This is a genomic window from Hafnia sp. CBA7124 (assembly GCF_002355555.1).
In the GTDB taxonomy this organism is placed as follows: Bacteria; Pseudomonadota; Gammaproteobacteria; order Enterobacterales; family Enterobacteriaceae; genus Hafnia; species Hafnia alvei.
The window spans coordinates 1,367,531-1,394,388 of record NZ_AP017469.1 but is presented as its reverse complement, the minus strand read 5'-3'; the positions used below and the strand labels follow the sequence as shown (position 1 = coordinate 1,394,388).

Below are 26,858 nucleotides of genomic sequence, written 5' to 3'. Positions count from 1 at the left end.
TATAAATAGCTTAATGATGAAGTGCTTACTTTATTTCTGCCTCCATCGCACCGTTATCCAGTAACAACCGAAAAGGTGTCGTTTGTGATTTATTTAAGACCTCGTTGGGAATACACGATGTTTGCAGCCTATCTCATATTAACGCCTTCCCTGTGTACGGCCGACACGGAAGAAATATCGGCTGACACATTGATGTCATTAGGCGCACCGACTCTCGCTTGGGAAAAGATCTCCATGGTCCAATCCCATGAAAATACATTACAAGCAGCCACGATTGCTCAACACCGGCTCAACCTTTTACTACGCTGGGGCATAGACGAAAGCCGAAACGATAACGGCTCCCTGCGTCTTGCTCCATTAAACAAGGCATTAGTCGAAGAACAACGATTGTTGGCCACGCTTGGGCAGCCAAACAGCGCCAATCGCGTGCAGCAACAGGTTCTCGGCGATCAAATAGTCACACTTAGCGCAAAAGGTGACGCGAAAAACGCGATCATTCGCGCCCATCAGCTAGAACAACTCGCCCCCCTTCCTGCCTATGTGAGCGCAGCACGTGGCGACGCATTTATGCAGCTAGAGCAGCCAGAAAACGCCGTAACCAGCTATGAATATGCGTTGGCACACGCAGCACCTGGGGAAATTGAACCGATCCCCACGCAGGAAATGCTGTTCTATGCCCTTTTAGACTGCGGGCGCTATGAGCAAGCCGAAGCTTTACTGGCAAAATTAGAACCCGATACACCACAGTGGGTCAGGCTCAGTGCCGCACCAGGACTGGTGAATCAGGATTACGCCACGGTAAAAAAAATGCGCGCGCAGTACACGCTGTATAGTGGAAATGTCACACTGGGCCAGCGGCAGATAGACACTTTGGTCCATACGGCTCCTATGAATGATGACCTGCTAACCACTCAGGCTCAGGCCTATTTGCTGCGCGATTTACCGACGCGTTCTGCTCAGACCTACCGAATCGCCTTAAATCAAGCACCCGACAGCCTTGAGGCTCGCGCAGGCCTTGCCCAAGCGTCGCTTGCCAAACGAGATTTTGCCCTTAGCCAAGAGATTTATCAGCAAGTCTCTCAAGGGTTTGAAGACGACAACTCTATTACGCAATTCGTGGATAATTATCGCTATGAGCAGCTGCCTTATTTCACCACCGATGCCAGCGGCGGTCGCGGTAACGGCACGCTCAGTGATTATGATTGGCAAATCGATAGCCAACTTTATTCGTCACCGATTAACCAGAATTGGCGGCTGTTTGCGCACCAATTTACTGGTCAAGGGAAAACTGAAGAAGGTACAGCAAAACGGATACGTAACGGCGCTGGCGTCGATTATCGTGCCGTTGAGTGGCTCGGTTCGATGGAGATCAACCGCAGCAATGGCAATGCGGCGAAAACAGGCCTAGCGGCGCAGGTTAGCTATCTTCCTTCAGACCATTGGCAGTTCGACCTAGGCTACGATAACAGCAGCAACGAACTTGCTTGGAAAGCCTATGACAGCGGCATCAGCGCAAAGCAGACGAGTGCCGCGCTGCGCTATCAAACCGATAGCACCGCCTCCGCAGAACTGGCCTATCAAAACCAACGGCTGAGCGATGGAAACCTTAGCCAGATATGGCAAGCCTCGACTACAAAACTGCTATGGACACATCCACGCCAACAACTTGATGGCACGCTAGCGCTTTCCACCAGCAGCAATAGCTTGCCCGATGCGGAGTATTTCAGCCCTGAACGCGACTATTCGGCAGGTGTCACCCTGTTGCATCAGTGGACACCATGGCAATCAGCGCGGCGTCACTTCACCCAGCGAACCTATCTCACCGCAGGCGAATACCAACAGCGCCATTTTGGCTCAAGCCTATTTGCTGAGCTGAGACTCGAGCACCAATGGGCGCTGAGTGCCCACTCGGAATTTATTTACGGTATTGGACTGAATAGCCATCGCTACGACGAATCACGCGAAAACCGGACTCTCTTTTATCTGTCACTGACTTTGCCTCTAGGAAGCACGCTATGACGTCTCTTTTTCGTTCAATCTTAATTTTTGCTTTGAGCCTACTGTTGCTTCAAGGAGCATTCGCTGCCGAGCAGTCGTTACCGCCTATTGATATCCAGCCTCCTGCCGATCCCGAAGATGGCCTTACTTTCCGCGTATTGGCTTTCCACGATGTGCGCGACGATCTGCGTGCTAGCTTTGCCACTTATCCTGATGCCACCGCCATTGATACGAAAACGCTGGCGTCGCTGTTTGCTTGGCTGAAGGAAAATGATTATCACATGGTATCTGTCGATCAAATTATTGCTGCACGCCAAGGCGGCAAAAAGCTGCCACCGCGTTCGGTGCTGTTAAGCTTCGACGATGGATATCGCAGTTTTTATACCCGTGTCTTCCCGCTACTTAAAGCCTACGGCTATCCCGCAGTGCAAGCGCTGATCACCGATTGGGTCAATCACCCGGCTAATGAAAAAATAAAAATTAGCGCCACGGTGGAGTTGCCTGGTGATTATTTCCTGAATTGGAATGACGTTGCCGAAATGCAGCGTTCTGGTTTAGTCGAATTTGCGTCTCATACCCACAATTTACATCGTGGAATATTAGCGAACCCACAGGGCAGCGAGTTTCCTGCGGCCACCGCATTACAGTATTTGGCAGATAAAAAGCGCTATGAAACCGAGGCCGAATATCAAACCAGAGTTAAAGAGGATTTGGCTCACAGTTCGCTGCTCATTCAGCAATATACTGGTCACGCCCCGCGAATTATGGTGTGGCCTTATGGCGCATACCATCAACCCGTGCAAGAAATTGCCCGTCAGCTTGGTATGCCTATCATGCTGACGCTGGATTCAGGTTCAAATCCGCCCTCGCAACCGCTTTCAAAAATCACCCGTATCCTGATCGGCTACGACACCACGACCAGCGTGCTCAAGCAGGAACTCAGAGCGCCAGCCAACTACAACGGCGATATCTATCCTGTTGAACGCGTGGTTCAGGTCGATTTAGATTACGTTTATGACGCCGATCCTCAGCAGCAGGACAAGAATTTATCTTGCCTGTTAGATCGCATCAAAGATCTTTCCCCAACCACCATTTACTTACAGGCCTTTGCCGATCCCGACGGCAGCGGCCTAGTCAAAGAAGTCTATTTTCCCAACAGCGTATTACCGATGCGTGCTGACCTTTTCAGCCGTGTCTCATGGCAATTACAAACCCGCACCGGCGTGAACGTATTCGCATGGATGCCGGTGCTCAGCATCGCTCTGCCCAAGGATAATCCGGCGGCGAATAAGTGGATCACCTCAACCCACAGCGGCACACAGCCCAGCACGTTCCCCTACCCTCGCCTCAGCCCTTTTGAACCCGATGTTCGGGCGGCCATCACTCAGCTTTATCACGATCTCTCACGCTACACGCCGTTTCAGGGCGTTCTATTTCATGATGATGCCGCGCTGAGCGACGACGAAGACACTCGCCCCGCCGCCTTAGCCCAATACCAAGCATGGGGATTGCCGGGTGATGTGGATAAAATTCGTACAAACCCTGCGTTATTACGCAGGTGGACAGATAAAAAAATCGATTTTCTGATTAACTTCACCCATCAATTGGCCGCTGAAGTGCAGAAAAATCAGTTTGCCTCCGCAACGCAAATGACTGCCCGTAATCTTTACGCCCAGCCCGTTATGGATCCGCAGGCCGAGCGGTGGTACGCGCAAAGCCTGCCTAAATTCTTGGCAAACTATGATTACACCGCGCTGATGGCGATGCCCTTTATGGAATCGGCCACCATGCCCGATCGTTGGCTCACCGAGCTGTATGAAAAGGTGGCCGCGCAGCCATTAGGCATTCAAAAAACCGTCTTTGAACTCCAAAGCTACGATTGGGCGAAAAAGCGCCCCGTCGGCAACGACGTTTTGCTACACCAACTGACGTTGCTGCGCGCGCTCGGTGCCCGCCATTTGGGCTATTACCCAGACGACTTCATCACCAACCAGCCGGATACCGAAGTGATCCGCCCGCTCATGTCGGCGCAAAGCAACGTTATCGAGCGGAAACCGTTACCTAAATGCGATAGCCGCATGGTGCGCGAAAAGCCTAAGCAGTGGAGCAATCAACAATGAACCACATTTTGAGCACCGATATTCCGACGCTGCTGTTTGGTTTTGTCTTCTACTATCCGTTCTTTATGGCTTGGCTATGGATGCTCGGAGGGCTTATCTATTTTGTCGCCTACGAGCGCCACGATGATTTCACCCATCCTGATTTCACGCAGGCAGAAACGCCGCGCATTTCCATTATCGTGCCCTGCTATAACGAAGAGCCTAACGTGCGCGAAGTGATCGCTCATTTGCAAAATCTGAATTACCCCAACTATGAAGTGCTCGCCGTTAACGATGGCAGTCACGATCGCACTGGCGAAATTCTTAATGAACTGGTTGAGCAATATCCCAGCCTGATGGCCATTCATCAGGATAAAAACCAAGGCAAAGCCGTGGGATTAAATACCGCTGCACAGTTAGCCACCGGCGATTTTATTCTTTGCATGGACGGTGACGCACTTCTCGATCCTAACGCGCTGCATTTTTTGGTTAGCCATTTTATTGATAATCCGCAGATCGCCGCGGTAACCGGCAATCCGCGCATCCGCAATCGCACTTCCTTACTTGGACGCATGCAGGTGGGAGAATTTTCCTCCACGGTGGGGCTCATTAAACGCTGCCAGCAGGTTTTTGGTCGGCTATTTACCGTATCCGGCGTTATCGCCCTATTTCGTAAAAGCGCGCTCGAAGAAGTGGGTTATTGGAGCGTCGATATGCTAACCGAAGATATTGATATCAGTTGGAAATTACAGACTCACGGCTGGGAAATACGCTACGAACCACGCGCACTCACGTGGATATTAACACCGGAAACATTGGTTGGACTTTATCGCCAACGGCTGCGCTGGTCTAAAGGCGGGGTGCAAACCGTATTCAAATATTTTCCTGCGATGTTCACTCCGCGCAACCGCATGATGCTGCCTCTGTTTTGTGAATACGTGGTGAGTATTTTTTGGGCCTACTGCATGGCCTTTGCCTTCGTATTGATGTTTGCCGATCTCTTTTTCACGCTGCCCATCAAGTGGCAAATCTCGGTCGTTCCGGTCTGGAATGGCATGGTGCTCGGCGTGACCTGTCTATTGCAGCTCTTAGTCAGCTGTCTTATCGACCGACGCTATGACCGAGGGATTATGAAATGCTATCTCTGGACGATTTGGTATCCATTGATGTTTTGGTTAATCAACGTGGTAACCAGTTTGGTTGCCGTTCCGTCCGTATTGCTTCGCCGACAAGGCGCACGAGCGGTATGGGTTAGTCCTGACAGGGGTATTCAACATGGAAAATCCGATCATCGAAATATCAGCAAAAAGCTTCCTTAAGGCCTCCACGGTGAATAAGCGCCAGCGCATGCTGCTCTACATTTGGTTTGGCTTCGGGCAACCGTTATTGATTATCGGGGTATGGCTCGCGATTGTCTTTTTCCTTTATCGCTACATGCTCAACAGCCATGATTTGCTAAGCAATCTAAACCGGCTGGGTGATTACAGCCTGATAATAATATCGATGGGGATCATTCTGGCGCTATGGTTTGCACTACGTTATCTATGGCGGGTATTGATGCTAATGCGTAAACATGAACTGCATCAACGCATGGCGGAAACCCATCCCGAGCAGGCGCACCGAATTGTCAAAGTGATCCATGATGAAGCGGGCAACATCACGCATATTCAGCCGCAGTAAATAAACATAAGGGCAGTATTTTACTGCCCTTATCGCCGCTGCATTTAACTACGTTGACGCTTGAGCGGCTTAACTAAGCCTTCAAGACCTTCAATTTTGATGGCGAGGGTGATCTGCATCAGCTCACCCAGTTTCCCCTGCGGGAACTGATCTTTGCGGGCAAACCACAAAAGATACTCTTCCGGTAAATCAATCAACACGCGACCTTTGTACTTGCCAAACGGCATCACCATATTGGCAATTTCAATCAGGTTTTCTTTTTCCATTACATTTCTGTCCGTCATCTAGCTCCCCTCGATTGAGAGGAGCCGATCGCGCTGTTGTCATTGAACGTTATCGCAGCCAATACGCTTACAGGCCTAGCAGCCGGATCATCTCGGCTTCATCAATCACAGGAATACCCAACTCCTGCGCCTTAGCCAGTTTAGAGCCTGCGGCTTCGCCCGCGATAACCATATCGGTTTTCTTAGAAACGCTGCCGCTGACTTTAGCGCCCAACGCCGCAAGGCGATCTTTCGCTTCATCACGCGGCATCAAGCTCAGCGATCCGGTCAGAACGACGGTTTTACCGGCAAACGGACTGTCGATCTCTTCAGCCACCACCACCTGCGGCGCAGGCCAGTTGATGCCAATCTCTGGGCTGATGAGTTCCTCGATCACTTTCTGGTTATGCTCTTCGCTCAGGAAATGACGCACATGTTTCGCCACCACTTCACCCACGTCCTGCACCGCTTTCAACGCCTCAACGTCGGCCTCGCGCAAAGCATCCAATGAGCCAAAATGCGCTGCCAGATTCGCCGCGGTTGCTTCGCCCACTTCACGAATGCCGAGTGCATACAGGAATCGAGCCAGCGTAGTCTCTTTAGATTTGTTTAACGCATTGACCAAGTTCGTCGCAGATTTTGGCCCCATGCGATCAAGTCCGGTTAAGATACCGGCGCTCAGGCGATAAAGATCGGCTGGCGTTTTCACATACTCTTTTTCGACCAGTTGTTCGATAATCTTATCGCCCATGCCGTCAACGTCCATCGCACGGCGGGAAACAAAGTGCTTAAGCGACTCTTTACGCTGTGCGCCGCAGATTAATCCACCGGTGCAGCGCGCCACGGCTTCACCTTCCACGCGCTCAACGTCGGAACCACAGACCGGACAGTGCAGCGGGAACACAATCTCCTGCGCATTCTCAGGGCGTTCAGCCTCCACCACGCCCACCACCTGCGGAATAACATCACCGGCGCGGCGCACAATCACGGTATCGCCGATGCGCAGACCCAGACGATCGATTTCATCAGCGTTATGCAACGTTGCATTGCTCACAATAACACCGGCAACCAACACCGGTTCTAAGCGCGCCACAGGCGTAATTGCCCCAGTGCGCCCAACCTGAAACTCAACGCCGTTTACCGTGGTCATCTGCTCTTGCGCGGGGAATTTAAACGCCGTGGCCCAACGAGGTGCACGCGCCACAAAACCAAGCTGTTCTTGGATCGCGATACTATCAACTTTAATCACCACGCCATCGATATCAAAACCGAGCGTTGGTCGATCCTGCTCAACCTGACGGTAAAATTTCAACACCTCTTCACTACCGGTACACAATTTCACGCGATCGCTGACCGGCAAGCCCCACGCTTTAAACTGCTGTAAGCGACCATAATGACTCGCTGGTAGCTCACCGCCGTCCATCAGCCCAACGCCATAGCAGAAGAACGTCAGCGGACGTTTCGCGGTGATGCGTGGATCGAGCTGACGCAGCGACCCCGCTGCGGCGTTACGCGGGTTGGCAAAAACTTTGCCATCTTTACGGCGCGCTTCTTCGTTCATAGCTTCAAAACCAGCGAGCGGCATGAACACTTCGCCGCGCACTTCAACGCGACGTGGAATATTATCGCCCTGCAAACGAAGAGGGATCGCGCGGATCGTTTTTACGTTAGCCGTAATATCTTCGCCGGTCGTACCATCACCGCGAGTCGCGCCGCGAACCAATACGCCATCTTCATACAGAAGGCTAACGGCCAAACCATCCAGTTTAAGCTCACAGCAAAAAGTTAATGGCTCTGCGGTTTTCAAACGATCATGAACGCGCTTGTCGAAAGCTAAATAGCTTTCATCATCAAAGACGTTATCCAGAGAGAGCATCGGCACTTCATGGCGAACCTGACTAAACGCCGAGAGCGGAGCCGCTCCCACGCGCTGGGTCGGTGAATCTGGCGTGATAAGTTCGGGGTGTTGCTCTTCGAGCGCTCGCAGCTCGCGCATCAGGCGATCGTATTCGGCGTCTGGAACTTCAGGGGCATCAAGTACGTGATACTGATACTCATGATGGCGCAACGCGGCTCTAAGATGTTCGAGTTGTTGTTGGAGTTGGGATCCAGTCGTTGAGGTCATAATCCACCATGATTGATTAATGATAAAAAACCCCCGATATACGGGGGTTTCATTTTATTCGATTCTATCGCCGTTGCGCTATTTCGCGGTGTTATCCAAAACTTCACGAATACGCGCTTTGTAAATCTCTAGCTTCTGTGGCGTCATCATACGGCGCTCATCATCCAGCACCACACCACCAACATCATCAGCGATTCGCTGAGCAGATTGCAGCATCAGCTTAAAGTTCTGATTCGCATCGCCATAAGAAGGCACCATCATAAAGAAGGAGATCCCCGGCGTGGTGAAATCAGACATATTGTCAGGATCGAAGTTACCCGGCTTAACCATATTCGCCATGCTAAATAGCACAGGGCCACTGCCCGCTGGGTTCAGATGACGATGGAAAATATTCATCGCACCGAACTGGAAGCCTGACTGCAAAACGCTTTGCAGCAGCACTTCACCGCCAATCACGCTGCCGTGATGCGCAGCAACATGCAGCACTAACACCGTTTCGGTAATTTTCTCAGGCTCAGGCGCAACGTCAGGTACAGCCTGCGGCGCTTCTTCCTCGTATTCATCATCATAAGAAGATGTTACGTGAGGAGCTTCAGGCTCATTTTCTTCTTCAGCGTAATGAGCGGGCTGCTGCTTCGGCTGAATAACAGGCTCAGCAGGCTGAGAATGGCGAACCGGCTTACTCGGACGACGGTAATCATCTTCATCATCGTCACCGAACAAGGCATCACCCAGTAACGGATCGCTATGTTCACGCTGTTCTGGAACGACAGAGCTTGGTTGCGCTGCAGGGCGTGAAGGTGCACGAGCCGTATCCAATGGATCCGGACGTTCATCCTGTGACGCGCTGAACTGCCCAAATGCTGGCTCAACAGGTTTCTGTACCGGGTTGCTAGAACGCTGCACCCGAACTTCGCCCACGCCTTCATCTAGATCAGCCAGAGGCTGTTCGTCACGCTGTTTCTTTGTTTTTTTTGCTGGACGATCGCGAAATAGCGAAGAACGTTCTTTACGACTGGTCCACAAGCCGTGCAGTAACAACGCTATAATGGCGACCGCACCAACAACAATTAATATCAGACGCAAATCCTGCATCATCGCAATCTCTGTTGTTTTAATACTATTGCCATAATGGCAAACCCTTAACGCATAACTCTATTTGGCTGTCGGTACAAGTGCAAGTCTGGACTGAAATTTACCTTAAGAAAGATGACTTTTCGCACTTTTTTGCTGATTTTTCGGTCGATTCTGAACTGGAAAGCGATTTAACTCATAGTTATGATAGCTGAGATTTTTTTTATTATAACTAACACAGCTAAAAGAGCAGTTATGAAAAACACCCCTATCGGGTCAAATGAAAGAAATATCCCAACAAAAACCAATGGCGTTCACTACTTTTCTGAAGGTTGGCGTTTAGTTCGCCTGCCGGGAATTAAACGTTATGTGGTTATGCCATTGTTGGTGAACATCGTTTTAATGGGCTTAGCGTTCTGGTGGCTATTCAATCAGCTAGGCGCTTGGATCCCAAGTTTGATGAGTCACGTGCCTGACTGGCTACAGTGGCTTAGCTATTTACTCTGGCCGCTGGCCGTTATTTCGATCGTTTTGGTCTTCAGTTATTTATTCAGCACCATAGCCAACTGGATAGCCGCGCCGTTTAACGGCCTGCTGGCTGAGCAGTTAGAAGGCGTATTAACCGGTAAACCGCTGCCGGATACGGGCATTTGGAGCGTGGTCAAAGACGTGCCGAGAATTATGGCGCGTGAATGGAAAAAGCTGGCCTACTATCTGCCACGCGCCATCGTCTTGCTGATTTTGTATTTTATTCCGGGCGTGGGACAAACCGTTGCGCCTGTGCTGTGGTTCCTGTTCAGCGCATGGATGATGTCTATTCAGTACTGTGATTATCCGTTTGATAACCACAAGGTGAGTTTCCCAGACATGCGCGATGCCCTGCGCCGCAATAAAGTCGATAACCTACAGTTTGGCGCATTGACCAGCCTGTTTACCATGATCCCGATTTTAAATCTGGTGATCATGCCGGTTGCCGTTTGTGGCGCGACTGCCATGTGGGTTGATCGTTACCGCGCAGAGTATTCTCGCATTCAGCCGTAACCCTCCCCCGTACTCCTTCCAAGAGCAGCTCCGGCTGCTCTGCTCGATTCCTGTCTCAGCTAAACTTCCGCTTCATGAAACCTAATCGCATATTGAAATAAGCATATATGATTTCTTTACTTCCCAACGGGTTGTATTCGCGTATGCTCAATTAATGTTCCCTGTATTTCATAGAGTTAAAGGACGTGCTATGAGCAAGATTTTTGAAGACAACTCCCTGACAATCGGTCATTCGCCGCTTGTTCGTCTGAATCGTATCGGCAATGGTCGTATTTTGGCGAAAGTGGAATCTCGTAACCCAAGTTTTAGCGTCAAAGACCGCATCGGCGCCAATATGATCTGGGATGCCGAAAAACGCGGCATTTTAAAACCGGGCATTGAGCTGGTTGAACCAACCAGCGGTAACACCGGTATTGCATTGGCCTTTGTGGCCGCCGCGCGTGGTTACAAGCTGACGCTCACCATGCCAGAAACCATGAGCCTTGAACGCCGTAAACTCCTCAAGGCCTTAGGCGCGAATCTGGTACTGACCGAAGGTGCCAAAGGCATGAAAGGCGCCATTGCCAAAGCCGAAGAAATTGTGGCGAGCGATCCAAAACGTTTCGTTCTGCTCCAGCAGTTTAGCAACCCCGCTAACCCAGAAATTCATGAAAAAACCACCGGCCCAGAGATTTGGGAAGACACCGATGGTCAAGTCGACGTGCTGATTTCTGGCGTCGGTACCGGCGGTACTCTAACCGGCACCAGCCGTTACCTGAAAAACACCAAAGGCAAAAAAGTCATCACCGTTGCCGTTGAACCTGAAAGCTCACCGGTTATCACTCAGGCGCTGGCCGGAGAAGAAATCAAACCAGGCCCACACAAAATTCAAGGTATCGGCGCTGGCTTCATTCCTGAAAACCTCGATTTAAATCTGGTTGACCGCGTGGCGCTGGTTGGCAACGACGAAGCCATTGCGATGGCTCGCCGTCTGATGGAAGAAGAAGGCATCTTGGCCGGAATATCTTCGGGTGCGGCAGTTGTTGCAGCGGAAAAACTTGCTAACGATCCAGACTTTACTGACAAAACAATTGTGGTTATTCTGCCTTCCTCGGGTGAACGCTATTTAAGCACGGCATTGTTCGCAGATCTGTTCACAGAACAAGAATTGCAACAGTGATGCTGATGTTCTAATCATGCTAAAAAAGCACCCAAATGGGTGCTTTTTTGTGGCGCAGTTCAAAGTTTTTACCTGCCCAAACTTGCTTTTCCTGCCCGGGTCTAGTATTTAACCAAGCAATTATTTTGAAGCGCGAAATAAAGCGGAGTGTTGCGTCAAGTCAGCTGAATCGATTTACTGATTTGTCCTGAGCATCACGATAGCGGCATAATACGGATGTTATTAGCGAACGTATTCACGATAGTTTCTATCTTGAACACATTTTCTACAACGCTCAGGCTGCTACTGCTCCACGAGTTAGGCGCTAACTGAAAACAGGCTGAAGTTCAGTATTTAAGCTAAACTTTAGCCCCACAACATTAATTCAAAAATAGTTGGGGAAACCTATGTTCCAGCAAGAAGTTACGATTACCGCTCCGAATGGTCTGCACACCCGCCCTGCTGCTCAGTTCGTTAAAGAAGCAAAAGGCTTCACTTCTGACATCACCGTGACCTCTAACGGTAAAAGCGCAAGCGCTAAGAGCCTGTTTAAACTGCAGACTCTGGGTCTGACCCAAGGCACCGTAGTGACTATCGCCGCTGAAGGTGAAGATGAGCAGAAAGCCGTTGAACATTTGGTAAAACTGATGGCAGAACTTGAGTAATCCTCAAGTCCAATCCGTTTAGTTTAACCAGTCAACAGTAAGGTAGGGTTATGATTTCAGGTATCTTAGTATCGCCGGGCATTGCTTTTGGTAAGGCACTCTTACTGAAAGAAGATGAGATTATCATCAACCGGAAAAAAATCGCTGCTGAAGAAGTGGAGCAAGAGATCGCTCGTTTTAAATCTGGTCGTGATAAAGCATCTGTACAGCTTGAAGCCATCAGAGTGAAAGCAAGCGAGACCTTTGGCGAAGAGAAAGCCGCCATCTTCGAAGGCCACATCATGTTGTTGGAAGACGAAGAGCTTGAGCAGGAAATCATAGCCCTCATTAAAGACAGCAAAATGACCGCGGACGCTGCGGCTCACGAAGTTGTCGAAGGTCAAGCGAAGGCTCTGGAAGAGCTGGACGACGAATACCTGAAAGAGCGCGCGGCTGACGTGCGTGACATCGGTAAACGTCTGCTGATGAACATTCTCGGCATGACCATCGTTGATTTAAGCGCAATTCAGGACGAAGTTATTCTGGTTGCCACCGACCTGACTCCGTCAGAAACCGCACAGCTGAATCTGAACAAGGTTCTCGGCTTCATCACCGATCTGGGCGGCCGTACTTCCCACACCTCTATCATGGCGCGTTCTCTGGAACTGCCAGCGATTGTGGGCACCTCTGACGTGACCAAACAAGTCAAAAACGGCGATTTCCTGATCCTCGACGCCGTTAACAACAAAATCTACGTCAACCCGACGGCAGAAATCGTTGAAGAATTGAAAGCGGTACAGAACCAGTATGTGTCTGAAAAGAACGAACTGGTGAAACTGAAAGATCTGCCAGCTATCACGCTGGACGGACATCAGGTTGAAGTCTGTGCCAACATCGGTACCGTGCGCGATATCGCCGGTGCTGAACGTAACGGCGCTGAAGGCGTTGGTTTATACCGTACTGAATTCCTATTCATGGATCGCGATGCGTTCCCAACAGAAGAAGAACAGTTCCAAGCTTATAAAGCTGTAGCTGAAGGTATGGGTTCTCAGGCCGTCATCGTGCGTACGATGGACATCGGCGGCGACAAAGATCTGCCGTACATGGATCTGCCAAAAGAAGAAAACCCATTCCTGGGCTGGCGTGCAATTCGTATCTGTTTAGATCGTAAAGAGATCCTGCATGCTCAGCTGCGCGCTATCCTGCGTGCTTCTGCATTCGGCAAACTGCGCATCATGTTCCCAATGGTCATTTCCGTTGAGGAAGTGCGTGAGCTGAAAGCTGAGTTGGAAATGCTGAAAACCCAACTGCGCGAAGAAGGTAAAGCCTTCGACGAAACCATCGAAGTCGGCGTTATGGTTGAAACTCCAGCAGCGGCAACCATCGCACGTCATTTAGCGAAGGAAGTTGACTTCTTTAGTATTGGGACAAATGACTTAACCCAGTATACTCTAGCGGTAGATCGCGGAAACGAGCTGATTTCTCATCTCTACAACCCTATGTCTCCGTCAGTGTTGACCCTAATCAAACAGGTCATCGACGCGTCTCACGCGGAAGGTAAGTGGACCGGTATGTGCGGCGAGCTTGCTGGTGATGAACGTGCTACACTGCTTCTTTTGGGCATGGGGCTGGATGAGTTCAGCATGAGTTCTATCTCTATCCCTCGCATCAAAAAAATCATTCGTAATTCGAATTTTGAAGATGTGAAGGCACTGGCAGATGAAGCTCTGAACCAGCCAACAGCAGAAGATTTAATGAACGTGGTCAACAAGTTCATTGAAGAAAAAACTATCTGCTAATTCATGCGCTGGGCGCCGCCCAACATTACTTGCTTAGGAGAAGATCATGGGTTTGTTTGATAAACTGAAATCTCTGGTTTCAGACGACAAGAAAGACACGAGCAGCATTGAAATTTTTGCTCCGTTGTCTGGTGAAATTGTCAACATTGAAGATGTGCCGGACGTTGTATTTGCAGAGAAGATCGTTGGTGATGGCATCGCTATCAAACCAACAGGCAACAAAATGGTTGCTCCCGTTGATGGAACCATTGGCAAAATCTTTGAAACAAACCATGCATTCTCAATCGAGTCAGACAGTGGCATTGAGCTGTTTGTTCACTTTGGTATCGACACCGTTGAACTGAAAGGCGAAGGCTTCAAACGCATCGCTGAAGAAGGCCAGCGTGTTAAGAAAGGCGACGTTGTGATCGAGTTCGATCTGGCGCTGCTGGAAGAAAAAGCCAAGTCTACCCTGACTCCGGTTGTTATCTCTAACATGGACGAAATCAAAGAGCTGACTAAGCTTTCTGGTACCGTCGTTGTTGGCGAAACCCCAGTTATTCGCATTAAAAAATAATGTGATTTAGCATGAAAAAACGGAGCCTAAGGCTCCGTTTTTTATTGGCTGCGCGCGGAGATTTAACCTTCGCCCGCAAACAGCAAGAGCTATTCAACGAATCTCATTCGTTGAACACGCCGGTCGATAAATAGCGATCGCCTCGGTCACATATTATCGCCACCACTGTGCTTCCCGGATTCTCCTGCGCCACACGCAGTGCCCCAGCAACAGCACCACCGGAACTCACGCCGCAGAACAGCCCTTCTTCACGCGCCAAGCGTTTCATGGTTTCTTCTGCCAACTGTTGTGACATATCCATTACCTCATCCACCAGTTCTGGGCGATAAATTCCCGGCAAGTATTCCTGCGGCCAACGGCGGATCCCCGGAATACTAGAGCCTTCAGAGGGCTGTAGACCGACAATCTTTACCGTATCACTCTGCTGCTTTAAGAAACGGCCAACGCCGGTAATCGTGCCCGTGGTGCCCATACTGGACACGAAATGCGTCACCTTGCCCTGCGTCTGTTGCCAAATCTCCGGCCCTGTGGTGGTGAAATGCGCTAGCGGGTTATCCGCATTATTAAACTGATCGAGGATCATCCCTTCACCACGGTCGGCCATTTGCTGTGCGAGATCGCGAGCGCCCTCAATGCCCTGTTCACGGCTGACTAAAATCAGCTCGGCACCGTATGCACGCATGGAAGCCTGACGCTCTTGGCTCATATTTTCCGGCATCAGTAATTTCATGCGGTAACCTTTCAGCGCCGCGATCATCGCTAATGCAATACCGGTATTGCCGCTGGTTGCCTCAATCAAGGTATCACCTGGTTTAATCTCGCCACGCAGTTCAGCCTGCTGAATCATCGACAGCGCTGCGCGATCCTTAACCGAGCCAGCCGGATTATTCCCTTCCAGTTTGACCCAGACCTCACTCCCCGTGCCCGCAGCCATGCGCTGCAGCTGCACTAAAGGCGTGTTTCCAATACAAGATTCCAGAGAACTCACGAGCGGTTACCTATTTAGACAAAAGATGAGAAGTTTAGTGTAATGCAAAAGCGGAGATGTTGAAGAGGCACAATCTAAATCCCCGCCCTTCGAAGCAAAAGACGGGGAAAGGATCTAAGCACTTTTAGCCAGCGCTACCGGCTGCAAGGGCGTATCGCCCGCATACAAGCGCGCATTCAGACCACCCACAAAATATCGACCGCCGCGTTTAGGAGCCTGTGTACCATTGCCTTCCAGCATCACCACGCTGATAGGCTCAGGATGCCAACCCTGCGGCTGCACGGTAAGCTGCCAATAGTGTCCGCGTGGGCTCACTTCCAAGACCTGAACGGGCAACGGACAGCGCGCATTAGCCTGTAAGCTGACCTCCATTTCCCACGGACGCAGGAACATATCAACTTTGCCTTGATGCAACGGCGAGAATGCCAAAGGCCAATGATGCTCACCGATGTAAATCTGCGAGCCACGAATTTCGCCACCGACTTTATTCACTTCGCCCAAGAACTCCAGCACAAACCGGCTGGCAGGCTCACGCCACACATCATCAGGCGAGCCAATCTGCTCGATATTCCCTTGGCTCATCACCACGATCTGATCCGCCACTTCCATGGCTTCTTCCTGATCGTGAGTCACGAACACGCTGGTGAATTTCAGCTCTTCATGTAACTGGCGTAACCAGCGGCGCAGCTCTTTACGCACCTGTGCATCCAACGCGCCAAAAGGTTCATCCAACAGCAAAATTTCAGGCTCAACGGCTAACGCGCGTGCCAGAGCAACACGCTGCTTTTGTCCACCGGAGAGCTGGGAAGGAAAACGATCGGCCAGATGGGCAAGCTGAACCATTTCCAACAACTGTTCCACTTTCTGTTTAATCGCCGCCGTTGATGGACGCTCGCGACGCGGCAGCACCGTTAAGCCAAAGGCCACGTTATCGAACACGCTCATATGGCGAAACAGGGCGTAATGCTGGAAGACAAAACCCACGCGACGATCGCGCGCATGCAGGCGACTCACGTCATTACCGTTAAAGCTGAGCTGACCGCCGCTCTGCCCTTCTAAACCGGCAATAATTCGCAACAGCGTGGTTTTACCCGATCCGGATGGGCCAAGCAGCGCCACCATCTGGCCAGACGGAATGGTCAGAGAAATGTCGTTCAGAACTTTGGTGCGGCCAAAGTATTTGTTGACCTGTTTAATTTCAATGCTCATTTCACGTCCTCCCGCGCAGCGTGAACCACCTGTCGGTTCAAGCGCCATTGCAGCATATTTTTCAAGAACAACGTTACAATCGCCATCAGCGTCAACAGCGCGGCGGCGGTAAACGCTCCGGCGGTGTTGTAATCCTGATGCAGCAATTCAACCTGTAGCGGCAACGTGTAGGTTTCACCCCGTATCGAACCGGAAACCACCGACACCGCGCCAAATTCACCAATCGCACGCGCGTTCGTCAGCACCACGCCATATAACAGCGCCCAACGGATATTCGGCAGCGTCACGCGACGAAACATCTGCCAGCCAGAAGCACCCAGCAGCACCGCTGCTTCATCTTCGTGACTCCCTTGACTCATCATCACCGGCACCAGTTCGCGAACCACAAACGGACAGGTCACAAATACCGTAACTAACACCATGCCCGGCCACGAGAACATCAGTTGAATATCATGCGCATCCAACCAACCGCCCAGCGGGCCGTTCGATCCGTAAAACAGCAGATAGAGCAGCCCTGCCACCACCGGCGACACCGCAAAAGGAATATCAATCAGCGTCAGCAACAGCTGGCGACCGGGGAACACAAAGCGCGTGCACAGCCATGCCAGCAACGTACCAAACACCAGATTGACCGGAACCGTAATCAACGCCACCAGCACCGTGAGCCAAATCGCATGCAGCATGTCGGGATCGCTAAGGTTCTTCCACACCACGCCAGCGCCTTCAGAAAACGCCAAAGCAAAAATCGAAATCATCGGCACCAGCAACAACAGCACCGAAAGCAGCACGCCGCTGCCGATCAAAAACCATTTCAGCCAGTCGATCTTGGGGCGAAGTTGTTGGCTGTTGCCTTGCCATGCAGATAAGTCAGCCATTAATGCCCCCCAATACGTTTGCCGAAGCGGCTTTGCAACGTGTTAATGCTAAACAACAGCAGCAACGATGCCGCCAAGATCACCGAGGCAATCGCACTCGCCGCTGGATAATCAAATTCTTGCAGACGGATAAAAATCATCAGCGACGTCACTTCCGTCTTCCATGCAATATTGCCCGCAATAAAAATCACCGCGCCAAACTCACCGAGGCTACGGGTGAACGACAGCGCGGTTCCCGCTAACAGCGCAGGCGCAACTTCGGGAAACACCACTTTGCGGAAGCTCTGCCAGCGTGAAGCGCCTAGCGTCTGCGCGGCCTCTTCATACTCAGGGCCGAGTTCTTCCAGCACCGGCTGCACGGTGCGAACCACAAACGGAATACTGGTAAACGCCATCGCGACGGCAATACCAAGCCACGTGAAAGCGACTTTGATATCTATCATCGCCAGCCATTGTCCATACCAGCCCGTGGTCGAAAAAAGCCCCGCCAGCGTTAGCCCTGCTACCGCCGTTGGCAGAGCAAACGGCAGATCCATCAGCCCATCCAACAGGGTTTTCCCAGGAAACTCATAGCGAGTTAGGATCCACGCCATCAGCATGCCAAATATCGCGTTGAATATGCTGGCAACACCCGCCGCCAGCAACGTCACTTTATAGGCGGCCACCACCTGTGGGTTGGTGATCACGTCCCAATACTGCTGCCACGTCATTTGCGAGAGCTGCATGACCAGCGCGCTTAACGGCAACAACAAAATTAAACAGGTATACAGCAGGCTACTGCCCAGACTCAGGGTAAAGCCGGGCAAAACCCTTTTAGGTGCAGCGCGAGACAACAACATTACCGGTGCCCTTCTGCTAACAGTTGGTCAAGCTCACCGCCGGTGGCGAAGTGCGTTTGCATCACCTTCGGCCAGCTACCAAACTGATCTTCAACGCGGAACAGCTTGGTTTCAGGGAACTGCCCTTTGGCCGCGGCCATCGCCTGTTTGTCATACACGCGGTAGTTAAAGCTGGTGATAATTTTTTGTGCCTCCGGCGAATAGAGGTAGTTCAAATAGGCCTTGGCGGCTTTTTCTGTGCCGTTGCGCTCAACGTTTTTGTCTACCCACGCAACGGGGAATTCAGCCAGAATATCCACCGGAGGAACGATCACCTCATAGCCCGCGTCACCGTACTGTTTTTGAATGTTTTTTACTTCAGATTCAAAGCTAATCAGCACGTCGCCTAAATTACGTTCCACAAACGTCGTCGTGGCACCACGGCCGCCGGTATCAAACACTTCTACGTTGCCAAGAAAGCGTTTCATCCACTCGCGGCTTTTAGCCTGATCGCCACCATCGCTTAAATTCGCCGCGCCCCATGCGGCAAGATAGGTATAACGCCCGTTGCCTGAGGTTTTTGGATTAGGGAAGATCAGCTTCACATCGCTGCGCACCAGATCGTTCCAATCATGGATCTGCTTCGGGTTTCCCTTACGCACTAAAAACGCCATGGTGGAATAGAATGGTGAGCTGTTATTCGGCAGGCGAGCCTGCCAGTCTGCGGGGATCAGATTGCCGCGATCGTGCAGGATCTGCACGTCGGTGACCTGATTGTAGGTCACAACGTCCGCACGCAGCCCCTGCAAGATGGCCAAAGCCTGTTTAGAGGAACCCGCATGAGACTGCTTGATGGTCAGCGCCGCGTTCCCCTCTTTCTGCCATTGGGTTTCAAAGGCCGGGTTAAGTGCGGTGAACAGCTCGCGAGAAACGTCATAAGAGCTGTTCAGCAGTTCAGCCGCCGACGCTCCGCCAGAAATCAGCAACGTCGCCAGCGTCCATCCTTTGAGCTTATTCAGTTTCATCGTTCACCTTCAGTCAGTCTGTGAAAACGACCACGCATGTCGTCTTTATGACTGTTAGTGTATTTATAACTGGAGGCTAACCTGTAACGGTTTTATATATCGTTTGGGACTCAGAAAGCATCAAATGCTATAAGGCATTTTAGAATAGAGATGTGAGGGAGAAATTGAGGGTGAATGTGAGAGAAATAACCGCCCGCAGAAGCAAGCGGTTAGGTGCGAATTACAGTGACAATAAGCGATCTAACGACGGCGCAAAGTAGTAGCTGCCGGTTACCGCTTTACTGAAGCGCAATAGCTGATCGCGCTTGCCGTCTAAGTCACCAAACATGCTTAGCAGCTGTTTTTCGATATTGTGCAAACGGCCACAATACGCAATAAACATCAGACCATGTGCGCCGCTAGCGGTGCCATACGGCAGGCTTTGACGCAGAATTTTCAGGCCTTTGCCATCTTCGCTCAGGTCAACACGGCTAACGTGTGAGGTATCTGGGCGTGATTCTGGATCGAGCTCTTCGCTGTCGTGCTTAGTACGACCGATAATCTGCTCTTGTTGCTCAGTGCTGAAACGACCCCATTGCTTAAGGTTGTGCTCCCAGCGCTGCACAAATACGTAGCTACCGCCTGCATCGGCGTCGTCATTGCCGATCACACCCACGATAGGACGCTGCTCATCTTTCGGGTTTTCGGTGCCGTCAATGAAGCCGCTCAAATCGCGCTCTTCGACCCAGCGGAAACCGTGCACTTCTTCTTCAACGTGAATGCTGTTACCAAAGGCGGCCAGCGCGGCCTGAGCTAAAGAGAAGTTGATATCGTGGCGTAAAGACTGAATGTGGATCAGCAGGTCACGCTGCGTTGCCGGTGCTAAACCTTTGCCAAGTGGGGTAAAAGGTTTCAGATCTGGCGCACCAACGCCTGCGGAAAGATCGCGCCAAACATCGTTACCGAAAGCGATAACCGCGCCTAAACGTTCCTGAGGATATTGTGCTTGCAGTTCTTCCAAGCTTTTGACGAAGGCTTTGCATCCCTGACGTACTGCATCAAGATCGCCTTGCACCATGGCTTCAATAAAAATACCAAAACGACAATGCTCTAATAAAATACCGCTTTGTGGCTGAGACATTAAACCTCATCTCCCTTTTTGACTGATTTGCCGCGCTCAAAGCTAACATCGTTCACTTCAGCTCGATTTTAGGGAGAGCACACCGATGGGGTCGTAGCGGCGTAAGCCGCCGGAGCGCCTCGCAGTGTGGTAGACCCGTGTATCTCGATCTCTTAAACGAACGGCGTAACGCTCAAAGCGCGATTTAATTGCGCGTAGTTTACGCTATGCCGAGGGCGTTGCCTTGCTAAAAAGCAAGAATTCAGAACAAAAAAGAGGTATTTAGTGAGGAAAAGCGCCGAATTTAAACATTCAAATCGGCGCTTCAAAAGGTAGGCTGTCGCGCTGAGTGAAAGAATTTAGATCGCGTTGGCGTGCCAAACAATCTGCGTAATCTTCCAGTTTTTCAGCGTATCGTCAGACGGCATTAAGCCTTCTGGCCCATGCCATTCACCGCTGAACAGATAGCTCACATGGCGGCTCTCTTTCGCTACGCATTCAACGTCGTTGGCGTTATCGCCCTGACCTTTCTGGCACACGCCATAGGCTTTTTCATAGAGATCGCTAAACGGCGTGCCTATTTTTACGCCCCATGCCGTTTTAATCGCATCGCTCTCAACGTTAACGCGTTTCACGGTGCCTTTGTCATCGCCGCTGATGGTCATCACCAGCGTGTCACCGTCCAGCGCCTGATAAAACGAGGTGACGGTTCCGTTACGCGTGCCCATACCAGAACGTAGGCGATAATCATCATCCAGCGCCTTATTGATAGCGGCTTCGTTTAGCGGCGTATTGGTATTGATACCGGCAACACCCATATCGCTCACTTCTACCGAGCTACCAAACCAGTTTAGCGGTGACAAGCTGGACCATGACATATGACTCATCGTAGAGCAGCCCGTTAATAACAGCGGAACCACTAACAACAGAGGACGAAAATTCATGCGAATGCTCCTTGGTATCGAGTCGTGGTCAGCACGCCCGAGAAAGTTTATCTGGCTGGTTGGAGTGCACATCTGGGAAAAAGTGCCGAAAACTTTTTCCTAATTTCACCTTAACGCGTCATTCGCACTTAGGCCTCAGTGTTAAATGATTCGCTTATCTTGAAGCTATCAATCAGCCGGGAGTTAAACAGCAAATAGGCTACCGCCAGCAAATCCAACAACAGAATGACTAAAGAGAGCAGCGTGACATCATTGCTGTTGGTCCAAAAAGGTACGGCCTGTAGCCCCATTTGTGCCAGCGTGGTGAGAATTAATACCCAACGCCAGCTTTTCCAAAGACCTTTCCATAAATGGCGGCGACCGCTCAATAAAAAGCCCAAAGCCGCCGGAAGACCGACAAGCATTCCGCTCCAAAATAACCCGCGATCGGGATAAAACAGCGCCAGCAGATCGGCACCTTGCTGGCGCGACGAGCCCGCCACCACAAATAAAAACCAGGTTTTAGCCTGTAATATCAAAACCAGCCAAAATACCCACGGTAAGCGCAACATGCCGTGGGTATTAAAATCATCGGGGGAATAGGTGCGATGGAGCATAGCCACTCATAGGAAATAAACCAGACGTTTCAGCTCGTTATCCTGCTTTGCACAATAACGAGCCCAACATAAAAGCGCGATCAGTATTCGTGATCTTCAATCAGCCTTTTGCTCAGACACAAGGTGTCCTGCGTTTCGTAGTCCAGCTTCTCATACATGCCGATGACCGCATCATTTTCTTCACTGACCAAGATTTGAATTTTTGGGCAGCCGCGGGCGATCAGCTTTTTCTCGAGGCGACTGATCAATGCATTGGCAATGCCACGACCGCGAAAATCAGGGTGAACCCCCAGATAATACGCCGTGCCACGGTGACCGTCGTAGCCGCCCATGACGGTCCCCACCACCTCACCGCCGACTTCCGCGACAAGAAATAAATCCGCGTCGTGATTGAGCTTACGCTCAATATCCGTCTCCGGATCGTTCCACGGGCGCAGCAGGTCGCAACGCTCCCATAGCGTAGTAACTTCTTCAAAATCAGCTTGTTTAAAAACGCGGATTTCCATGGTTCTAACCGTAATTATTTGTATTAATACCTAATTATCGCCGGAATCCTTCGATACGCAACGAAAAAGTTATCTTACTGTTTCCATGGGCTTATCCGAAAGACGCTGGCCGGTCGGCAAACCAAACCAGGGAATAGCGATAATGCGTATCGCTGAGCAGGAAATCGGGGCTCACGCTGGGGCTCCATGAATCGTCCCCGCCGACGCCCATATGAAAGCCATCAATGTTAACCCACACGCCCTGTTCTTCATGTAATCGATGCTGGTGAGAGGTATTCATCAGCTGTCTCTGGCTGAATCGGCTTAAGCCAAAATGGAAATTCCCCTGCCATTTCCAGCGCCCAAATTCCAGCTGTCGCGTATGACAGCGCAGTCCATTTTCGCTTGGGAAAATATAAGGGGTATGCAACTCAGAAAGTGGCAACGTCCAGCGCCCATACTGCGCGGCGAGCTGTCGGTCAGGATAGTTTTCATGTGGGCCAAGCCCCAGCCATGTGACATCAGAAGTCACTTCAGCCACCTGACAGCTTAAGCCAATGCGAGCAGGCGTAGGCATCCCGTGGCCCACATCCACCGCCACGGTGATATGTAGCTTGCCCTGATGATCGACCAGATAGGTTTTCCGGCTGATAAACAACACCGCTTGCTGGTTATGGTAAGCATGCTCTGTCGTGATTTGAATACCTTGAGAAACCACATCAGCAGCACATTGCAACAACTGAACGTCCAGCGCGTACATGCCTGCCTTTTTCCAGCGCTCAACCCACGCGTTGGGATCGATGCGCGCCACTTCACTCACGCCAATATCATTATCGAGCGGCGCACGCGTAAAGTTGTCTTGCAGCGGTGTTAACAGCGTGGCTTTGTCACCCTGCCACCACTGTTCGAGCAGGCCAGTTTGGCGGCTAAACTGCCAGCGCTGATCTTGCCAAATGACGCAATGCTCATCACCAGACGTTTCCAAACGCGGCATTGTGCCGCACGCTTCACTAGCCATCGTTAGAGCAAGCGGCTGAGCCAATCGCCACTGATCCCACGCGCAGCGGTGATGTTCATCCGACCACGGCGTCGCTTCACGCTGGCGAACTTCGACGTTAAGCCACCGTTCACCTGAAGAAATACTCTCAGGCATATCGCCCAACACGATATGCTGCGAGGTTTCCGCCAGCAGATTGAGGTCAATACATCCCGCAGCCAGAATATCTCCATCCTGCGCGACGTTCCAAAATAGCTGCTCGTTATCGCTGGTTCGAAACAGATATTCACTGGTGATTTCTACGCTGAGCGGGTTTTGTTCGACCAAACGGAACTGGAAGAACTGCTGGGCACGCTGAGCTTCAAACAACGCCGGATGCGGTGTTCTATCGGGGAACACTAAACCATTCAGGCAAAACTGGCGATCGTTTGGCGTGTCGCCAAAATCTCCTCCGTATGCCCAATACGCTTCGCCCTGTTCATCCACTTTAGTCAACGCCTGATCGACCCAATCCCACACAAAACCGCCCTGTAAACGCGGATACTTGCGGAATGCCTGCCAATAGCGATCAAAACCACCCAAGCTGTTACCCATCGCGTGAGCATATTCACACAGGATCAGCGGACGCGCTTCGTCCGGCAGACCGACCCACTTTTTAATTGACCATTTGGGCACCGTTGGGTGCGGCTGATCTTGATCTACGCGCGCATACATCGGGCAAAGGATATCAGTGGCGGCAGTATTCGCGCCCCCCCCTTCATATTGAACAGGTCGAGTCGGATCGTTAGTTTTTACCCAGCGATAAAGCGCATCATGATGACAGCCGTGGCCAGACTCGTTCCCCAGCGACCAGATAATAATCGACGGATGGTTACGATCGCGCTGCACCATACGCGTCACGCGTTCGCTCATGGCGTTGAACCAAACCGGATCGTCACTTAAGCGATTCATGGGGATCATGCCGTGCGTTTCGATATTGGCCTCATCCACCACGTACAAACCGTATTGATCACACAGCCGATACCACAGTGGATGGTTGGGATAATGGGAACAGCGCACCGCATTAAAATTGTGCTGCTTGAGTAAAATAATATCGCGGCGCATGGTTTCTTCGTCCATCACCTGCCCATGTTCAGGGTGGTGCTCATGACGATTGGCGCCGCGTATCAATAAGGGTTTTCCGTTCAGTTGGAGCTGCCCATGGCTGATTTCTATCTGACGAAATCCAACGTCATAGGCTTCAACCTCAACAATACCGCCCTGCTCGTCACAGAGTGAAACCACCGCACGATAGAGATGGGGTTCTTCCGCACTCCACAACAGAGGCTTATCCACCCGCAAACGCAGCGTAGTGCGATCGTCATAGGTGCCGCGCTCATCCACAATATCACTGACGATAGCCTGCTGATGTTCGGCAACGCAGCGATCGTTTCGCCACAGATCCACACGGGCATAATAGCTCGGTTCAGGACGATTCAGCCGCACCAAAACCTCAAGATCGGCGTGATAAAAGCCGGCTCCCAGATGCGTTCTAATCTGAACATCGCACAGGTGAGTGGCGGGTTTATGCAGCAACGTTACATCACGAAAAATGCCGCTCATGCGCCACATATCCTGATCTTCAAGATAGGTGCCGTCGCTCCAGCGTAGCACCAGCACCGCCAGCCGGTTTTCCCCTGAATGCAGCGCATGGGTGAGATCAAACTCGGCGGGCAGCCGACTATCCTGCGAATAACCAATCCACTGACCATTACACCACAGATAAAAAGCAGAATTTACGCCGTCAAAAATAACCCGCGTCTGCCCCTGCGCCAGCCACGCATCATCCACGCTAAACGCCAGCGAATAACATCCCGTGGGGTTTTGCTGTGGCACAAACGGAGGATTGACCGGAATCGGATAGGTGATGTTGGTATAGATAGGTGCATCATAGCCCGCCATTTGCCAGTTAGACGGCACCTGTAAGGCATCGGCATCGTCTAAGTCCGCATGCCGCCAAGATTCTGGCACCTGTTCAGGTTGGCTAAAATAGCTAAATGCCCAAACGCCATTCAGTGAAATCCGCTGCAACGAAGGCCGATCGTTTTGCGCATCCTGCGTATTACGCCAGCTATTAAAAGGCGGATGAGCCGGTAAGCGTTGATATTGCGTGCAAATAGGATTTTCCCAGTCACGACGAGAAAGGACAACAGACAGCGAATTAACAGCGTTATCAGCAGAATTAGATTTCATCGCGATGGCCTATGCATCTTCAATATCGAATAGAACATCAAAATGAATAACAAACCCAGCGCTGTAAAGCAGTAAAGTCCCGTTCTATGAACAGACTCAAACAAGGTAACAGTTCGAAATAGTTCTCAACTCGATCATTGCGGTAGCGACGCGCTACTATTCAGCCTCTGTTTGTTATCAATGGCTAATGAATCATTCATCACATGAAGAATTTCTCCCACTTCCGTTTATTGCCTAAATACACTTCCCGTCGTCAGTTCCTCCTGTTTGGATTGGCGGCGATGGCGCTGGCGGGAAGTAAAATCGACGCGGCCTCCGCCAGCAGCACCGCCTTAACGGCAAAACCGGCAAAAAAAGCACCGGGTGCTCGCAAGGTCATCATGCTCGATCCGGGTCACGGCGGCATCGATCCAGGGGCTGTGGGTCATCAAGGAGCCAAAGAGAAACATGTGGTGTTAGAGATTGCCCACTACGTGCGCGATCACCTGCGCGAACACGGCAATATTGACGTGAAAATGACGCGTGAAGATGATTTCTTTATCCCACTGTATAAGCGGGTAGAAATTGCCCATCAGCATCAGGCCGACCTGTTCGTTTCTATCCACGCCGATGGATTTACCAGCCCAACCGCATCAGGCGCATCGGTGTTTGCCCTCTCCAACCGCGGCGCGAGCAGCACGATGGCAAAATATATGTCGCAGCGCGAAAACGATGCCGACAAAGTGGCTGGGGCGAAATACGCCGATGAGGATAATAATTATCTTCAGCAGGTGCTGTTCGATTTGGTGCAAACCGACACCATCAAAAATAGCCTCACGCTAGGCCGACACCTGTTAGACCATATTAAACCGGTGCATCATCTGCACAGCCAGCATACCGAACAAGCCGCGTTTGCGGTTTTAAAATCACCGTCGATTCCCTCGGTGTTGGTTGAAACCTCGTTTATCACCAATCATCAGGAAGAACAGTTGTTAACCTCAGTGGCCTTCCGCCAGCAGATCTCGCAGGCTATCGCGAACGGCATCGTCAAATACCTCGACTATTTCGATGCCCACGAGCGTCGGCGTCCGAGTTAAAAGATTAATTACATACTTTAGTAAGTGGAATCTGCACAACTATGCAAGTTCCACGCTTATCTTATATCTTGAAGACATATTCAGAAAACAATAACCT

The 26,858-nt window shown here is 51.1% G+C and carries 23 protein-coding genes; 10 read left to right on the top strand and 13 right to left on the bottom strand.

The window, feature by feature from the left end; all coding sequences use genetic code 11:
* The first annotated feature begins 84 nt into the window (after window positions 1-84).
* Genes pgaA through CPY98_RS06435 form a run of 4 tightly spaced genes read left to right on the top strand, consistent with a single transcriptional unit; the run spans window position 85 to window position 5,777 of the window.
* A complete protein-coding gene (gene pgaA / locus CPY98_RS06450) occupies window positions 85-2,019 on the top strand; it encodes a poly-beta-1,6 N-acetyl-D-glucosamine export porin PgaA (RefSeq protein ID WP_157743840.1) in 1,935 nt (644 codons plus the stop codon).
* Window positions 2,016-4,118: a poly-beta-1,6-N-acetyl-D-glucosamine N-deacetylase PgaB gene (pgaB, locus tag CPY98_RS06445; RefSeq protein WP_096386871.1), complete on the top strand. Its 2,103-nt coding sequence runs from the start codon at window positions 2,016-2,018 to the stop codon at window positions 4,116-4,118. The genes pgaA and pgaB overlap by 4 nt, the downstream gene beginning before the upstream one ends.
* Entirely contained in the window at window positions 4,115-5,416 is a 1,302-nt protein-coding gene (gene pgaC, locus CPY98_RS06440; RefSeq protein WP_096386868.1) for a poly-beta-1,6-N-acetyl-D-glucosamine synthase, read from the top strand. The genes pgaB and pgaC overlap by 4 nt, the downstream gene beginning before the upstream one ends.
* The gene (locus CPY98_RS06435; RefSeq protein WP_043491995.1) at window positions 5,373-5,777 is read left to right on the top strand and encodes a hypothetical protein; all 405 of its coding nucleotides are present in this window, start codon (window positions 5,373-5,375) and stop codon (window positions 5,775-5,777) included. The genes pgaC and CPY98_RS06435 overlap by 44 nt, the downstream gene beginning before the upstream one ends.
* Window positions 5,778-5,821: 44 nt before the next feature.
* On the opposite strand, the gene CPY98_RS06430 is transcribed toward CPY98_RS06435, so the two are convergent.
* The 3 genes from CPY98_RS06430 to zipA form a co-directional block, all read right to left on the bottom strand.
* Window positions 5,822-6,043: a DUF3820 family protein gene (locus CPY98_RS06430; RefSeq protein WP_096386865.1), complete on the bottom strand. Its 222-nt coding sequence runs from the start codon at window positions 6,041-6,043 to the stop codon at window positions 5,822-5,824.
* Between the two features lie 85 nt (window positions 6,044-6,128).
* Complete coding sequence (ligA, locus tag CPY98_RS06425) at window positions 6,129-8,165, bottom strand: NAD-dependent DNA ligase LigA (RefSeq protein WP_096386862.1); 2,037 nt, start codon at window positions 8,163-8,165, stop codon at window positions 6,129-6,131.
* A gap of 78 nt (window positions 8,166-8,243) precedes the next feature.
* The gene (gene zipA / locus CPY98_RS06420) at window positions 8,244-9,263 is read right to left on the bottom strand and encodes a cell division protein ZipA (RefSeq protein ID WP_025800772.1); all 1,020 of its coding nucleotides are present in this window, start codon (window positions 9,261-9,263) and stop codon (window positions 8,244-8,246) included.
* 231 nt (window positions 9,264-9,494) lie between these two features.
* Here zipA and cysZ point away from each other — a divergent pair, with 231 nt between their 5' ends.
* The 5 genes from cysZ (at window position 9,495) to crr (ending at window position 14,417) form a co-directional block, all read left to right on the top strand.
* The gene (gene cysZ, locus CPY98_RS06415; RefSeq protein WP_046449818.1) at window positions 9,495-10,280 is read left to right on the top strand and encodes a sulfate transporter CysZ; all 786 of its coding nucleotides are present in this window, start codon (window positions 9,495-9,497) and stop codon (window positions 10,278-10,280) included.
* Between the two features lie 190 nt (window positions 10,281-10,470).
* The gene (gene cysK / locus CPY98_RS06410) at window positions 10,471-11,439 is read left to right on the top strand and encodes a cysteine synthase A (protein WP_025800770.1); all 969 of its coding nucleotides are present in this window, start codon (window positions 10,471-10,473) and stop codon (window positions 11,437-11,439) included.
* Between the two features lie 386 nt (window positions 11,440-11,825).
* The gene (ptsH, locus tag CPY98_RS06405) at window positions 11,826-12,083 is read left to right on the top strand and encodes a phosphocarrier protein Hpr (protein ID WP_002441228.1); all 258 of its coding nucleotides are present in this window, start codon (window positions 11,826-11,828) and stop codon (window positions 12,081-12,083) included.
* Between the two features lie 50 nt (window positions 12,084-12,133).
* Window positions 12,134-13,861 carry a phosphoenolpyruvate-protein phosphotransferase PtsI gene (gene ptsI / locus CPY98_RS06400; RefSeq protein WP_025800769.1) on the top strand — a complete coding sequence of 576 codons (1,728 nt, stop codon included), beginning with the start codon at window positions 12,134-12,136 and terminating at the stop codon, window positions 13,859-13,861.
* A 46-nt stretch (window positions 13,862-13,907) separates the two neighbouring features.
* Window positions 13,908-14,417, top strand: a complete 510-nt coding sequence (gene crr / locus CPY98_RS06395) for a PTS glucose transporter subunit IIA (RefSeq protein WP_025800768.1) — start codon at window positions 13,908-13,910, stop codon at window positions 14,415-14,417.
* A 103-nt stretch (window positions 14,418-14,520) separates the two neighbouring features.
* On the opposite strand, the gene cysM is transcribed toward crr, so the two are convergent.
* From cysM to CPY98_RS06345, 10 genes are all read right to left on the bottom strand, one after another.
* Window positions 14,521-15,405 carry a cysteine synthase CysM gene (cysM, locus tag CPY98_RS06390; protein WP_025800767.1) on the bottom strand — a complete coding sequence of 295 codons (885 nt, stop codon included), beginning with the start codon at window positions 15,403-15,405 and terminating at the stop codon, window positions 14,521-14,523.
* Window positions 15,406-15,519: 114 nt separating this feature from the next.
* Window positions 15,520-16,614, bottom strand: coding sequence for a sulfate/thiosulfate ABC transporter ATP-binding protein CysA (cysA, locus tag CPY98_RS06385; RefSeq protein WP_025800766.1), 1,095 nt, complete (start codon window positions 16,612-16,614; stop codon window positions 15,520-15,522).
* A complete protein-coding gene (cysW, locus tag CPY98_RS06380; protein WP_046449816.1) occupies window positions 16,611-17,489 on the bottom strand; it encodes a sulfate/thiosulfate ABC transporter permease CysW in 879 nt (292 codons plus the stop codon). The genes cysA and cysW overlap by 4 nt, the downstream gene beginning before the upstream one ends.
* Window positions 17,489-18,328, bottom strand: coding sequence for a sulfate/thiosulfate ABC transporter permease CysT (cysT, locus tag CPY98_RS06375; RefSeq protein ID WP_369828294.1), 840 nt, complete (start codon window positions 18,326-18,328; stop codon window positions 17,489-17,491). Before cysT ends, cysW begins: the two co-directional genes overlap by 1 nt.
* Window positions 18,328-19,332, bottom strand: a complete 1,005-nt coding sequence (locus CPY98_RS06370) for a sulfate ABC transporter substrate-binding protein (RefSeq protein ID WP_046449814.1) — start codon at window positions 19,330-19,332, stop codon at window positions 18,328-18,330. Before CPY98_RS06370 ends, cysT begins: the two co-directional genes overlap by 1 nt.
* A 220-nt stretch (window positions 19,333-19,552) precedes the next feature.
* Window positions 19,553-20,452, bottom strand: a complete 900-nt coding sequence (locus CPY98_RS06365; protein ID WP_043491980.1) for a Dyp-type peroxidase — start codon at window positions 20,450-20,452, stop codon at window positions 19,553-19,555.
* Window positions 20,453-20,790: 338 nt separating this feature from the next.
* Complete coding sequence (locus CPY98_RS06360) at window positions 20,791-21,375, bottom strand: RpoE-regulated lipoprotein (protein ID WP_096386859.1); 585 nt, start codon at window positions 21,373-21,375, stop codon at window positions 20,791-20,793.
* Between the two features lie 128 nt (window positions 21,376-21,503).
* Entirely contained in the window at window positions 21,504-21,971 is a 468-nt protein-coding gene (locus tag CPY98_RS06355; protein ID WP_046360548.1) for a DUF2919 domain-containing protein, read from the bottom strand.
* Between the two features lie 80 nt (window positions 21,972-22,051).
* On the bottom strand, window positions 22,052-22,477 hold the full coding sequence (locus CPY98_RS06350; RefSeq protein ID WP_025800759.1) for a GNAT family acetyltransferase: 426 nt from the start codon (window positions 22,475-22,477) through the stop codon (window positions 22,052-22,054).
* A 91-nt stretch (window positions 22,478-22,568) separates the two neighbouring features.
* Window positions 22,569-25,685: a beta-galactosidase gene (locus CPY98_RS06345; RefSeq protein ID WP_096386856.1), complete on the bottom strand. Its 3,117-nt coding sequence runs from the start codon at window positions 25,683-25,685 to the stop codon at window positions 22,569-22,571.
* A 203-nt stretch (window positions 25,686-25,888) separates the two neighbouring features.
* Here CPY98_RS06345 and amiA point away from each other — a divergent pair, with 203 nt between their 5' ends.
* Window positions 25,889-26,761: an N-acetylmuramoyl-L-alanine amidase AmiA gene (amiA, locus tag CPY98_RS06340; protein WP_096386853.1), complete on the top strand. Its 873-nt coding sequence runs from the start codon at window positions 25,889-25,891 to the stop codon at window positions 26,759-26,761.
* Window positions 26,762-26,858: the final 97 nt, after the last annotated feature.

Bases quoted from the DNA above. Each gene is read 5' to 3' on its own strand.
- pgaB (WP_096386871.1), top strand. From the start codon at position 2,016: ATGACGTCTCTTTTTCGTTCAATCTTAATTTTTGCTTTGAGCCTACTG.
- pgaC (WP_096386868.1), top strand. From the start codon at position 4,115: ATGAACCACATTTTGAGCACCGATATTCCGACGCTGCTGTTTGGTTTT.
- CPY98_RS06435 (WP_043491995.1), top strand. From the start codon at position 5,373: ATGGAAAATCCGATCATCGAAATATCAGCAAAAAGCTTCCTTAAGGCC.
- CPY98_RS06430 (WP_096386865.1), bottom strand. From the start codon at position 6,043: ATGGAAAAAGAAAACCTGATTGAAATTGCCAATATGGTGATGCCGTTT.
- ligA (WP_096386862.1), bottom strand. From the start codon at position 8,165: ATGACCTCAACGACTGGATCCCAACTCCAACAACAACTCGAACATCTT.
- zipA (WP_025800772.1), bottom strand. From the start codon at position 9,263: ATGATGCAGGATTTGCGTCTGATATTAATTGTTGTTGGTGCGGTCGCC.
- cysZ (WP_046449818.1), top strand. From the start codon at position 9,495: ATGAAAAACACCCCTATCGGGTCAAATGAAAGAAATATCCCAACAAAA.
- cysK (WP_025800770.1), top strand. From the start codon at position 10,471: ATGAGCAAGATTTTTGAAGACAACTCCCTGACAATCGGTCATTCGCCG.
- ptsH (WP_002441228.1), top strand. From the start codon at position 11,826: ATGTTCCAGCAAGAAGTTACGATTACCGCTCCGAATGGTCTGCACACC.
- ptsI (WP_025800769.1), top strand. From the start codon at position 12,134: ATGATTTCAGGTATCTTAGTATCGCCGGGCATTGCTTTTGGTAAGGCA.
- crr (WP_025800768.1), top strand. From the start codon at position 13,908: ATGGGTTTGTTTGATAAACTGAAATCTCTGGTTTCAGACGACAAGAAA.
- cysA (WP_025800766.1), bottom strand. From the start codon at position 16,614: ATGAGCATTGAAATTAAACAGGTCAACAAATACTTTGGCCGCACCAAA.
- cysW (WP_046449816.1), bottom strand. From the start codon at position 17,489: ATGGCTGACTTATCTGCATGGCAAGGCAACAGCCAACAACTTCGCCCC.
- cysT (WP_369828294.1), bottom strand. From the start codon at position 18,328: ATGTTGTTGTCTCGCGCTGCACCTAAAAGGGTTTTGCCCGGCTTTACC.
- CPY98_RS06370 (WP_046449814.1), bottom strand. From the start codon at position 19,332: ATGAAACTGAATAAGCTCAAAGGATGGACGCTGGCGACGTTGCTGATT.
- CPY98_RS06365 (WP_043491980.1), bottom strand. From the start codon at position 20,452: ATGTCTCAGCCACAAAGCGGTATTTTATTAGAGCATTGTCGTTTTGGT.
- CPY98_RS06360 (WP_096386859.1), bottom strand. From the start codon at position 21,375: ATGAATTTTCGTCCTCTGTTGTTAGTGGTTCCGCTGTTATTAACGGGC.
- CPY98_RS06355 (WP_046360548.1), bottom strand. From the start codon at position 21,971: ATGCTCCATCGCACCTATTCCCCCGATGATTTTAATACCCACGGCATG.
- CPY98_RS06350 (WP_025800759.1), bottom strand. From the start codon at position 22,477: ATGGAAATCCGCGTTTTTAAACAAGCTGATTTTGAAGAAGTTACTACG.
- CPY98_RS06345 (WP_096386856.1), bottom strand. From the start codon at position 25,685: ATGAAATCTAATTCTGCTGATAACGCTGTTAATTCGCTGTCTGTTGTC.
- amiA (WP_096386853.1), top strand. From the start codon at position 25,889: ATGAAGAATTTCTCCCACTTCCGTTTATTGCCTAAATACACTTCCCGT.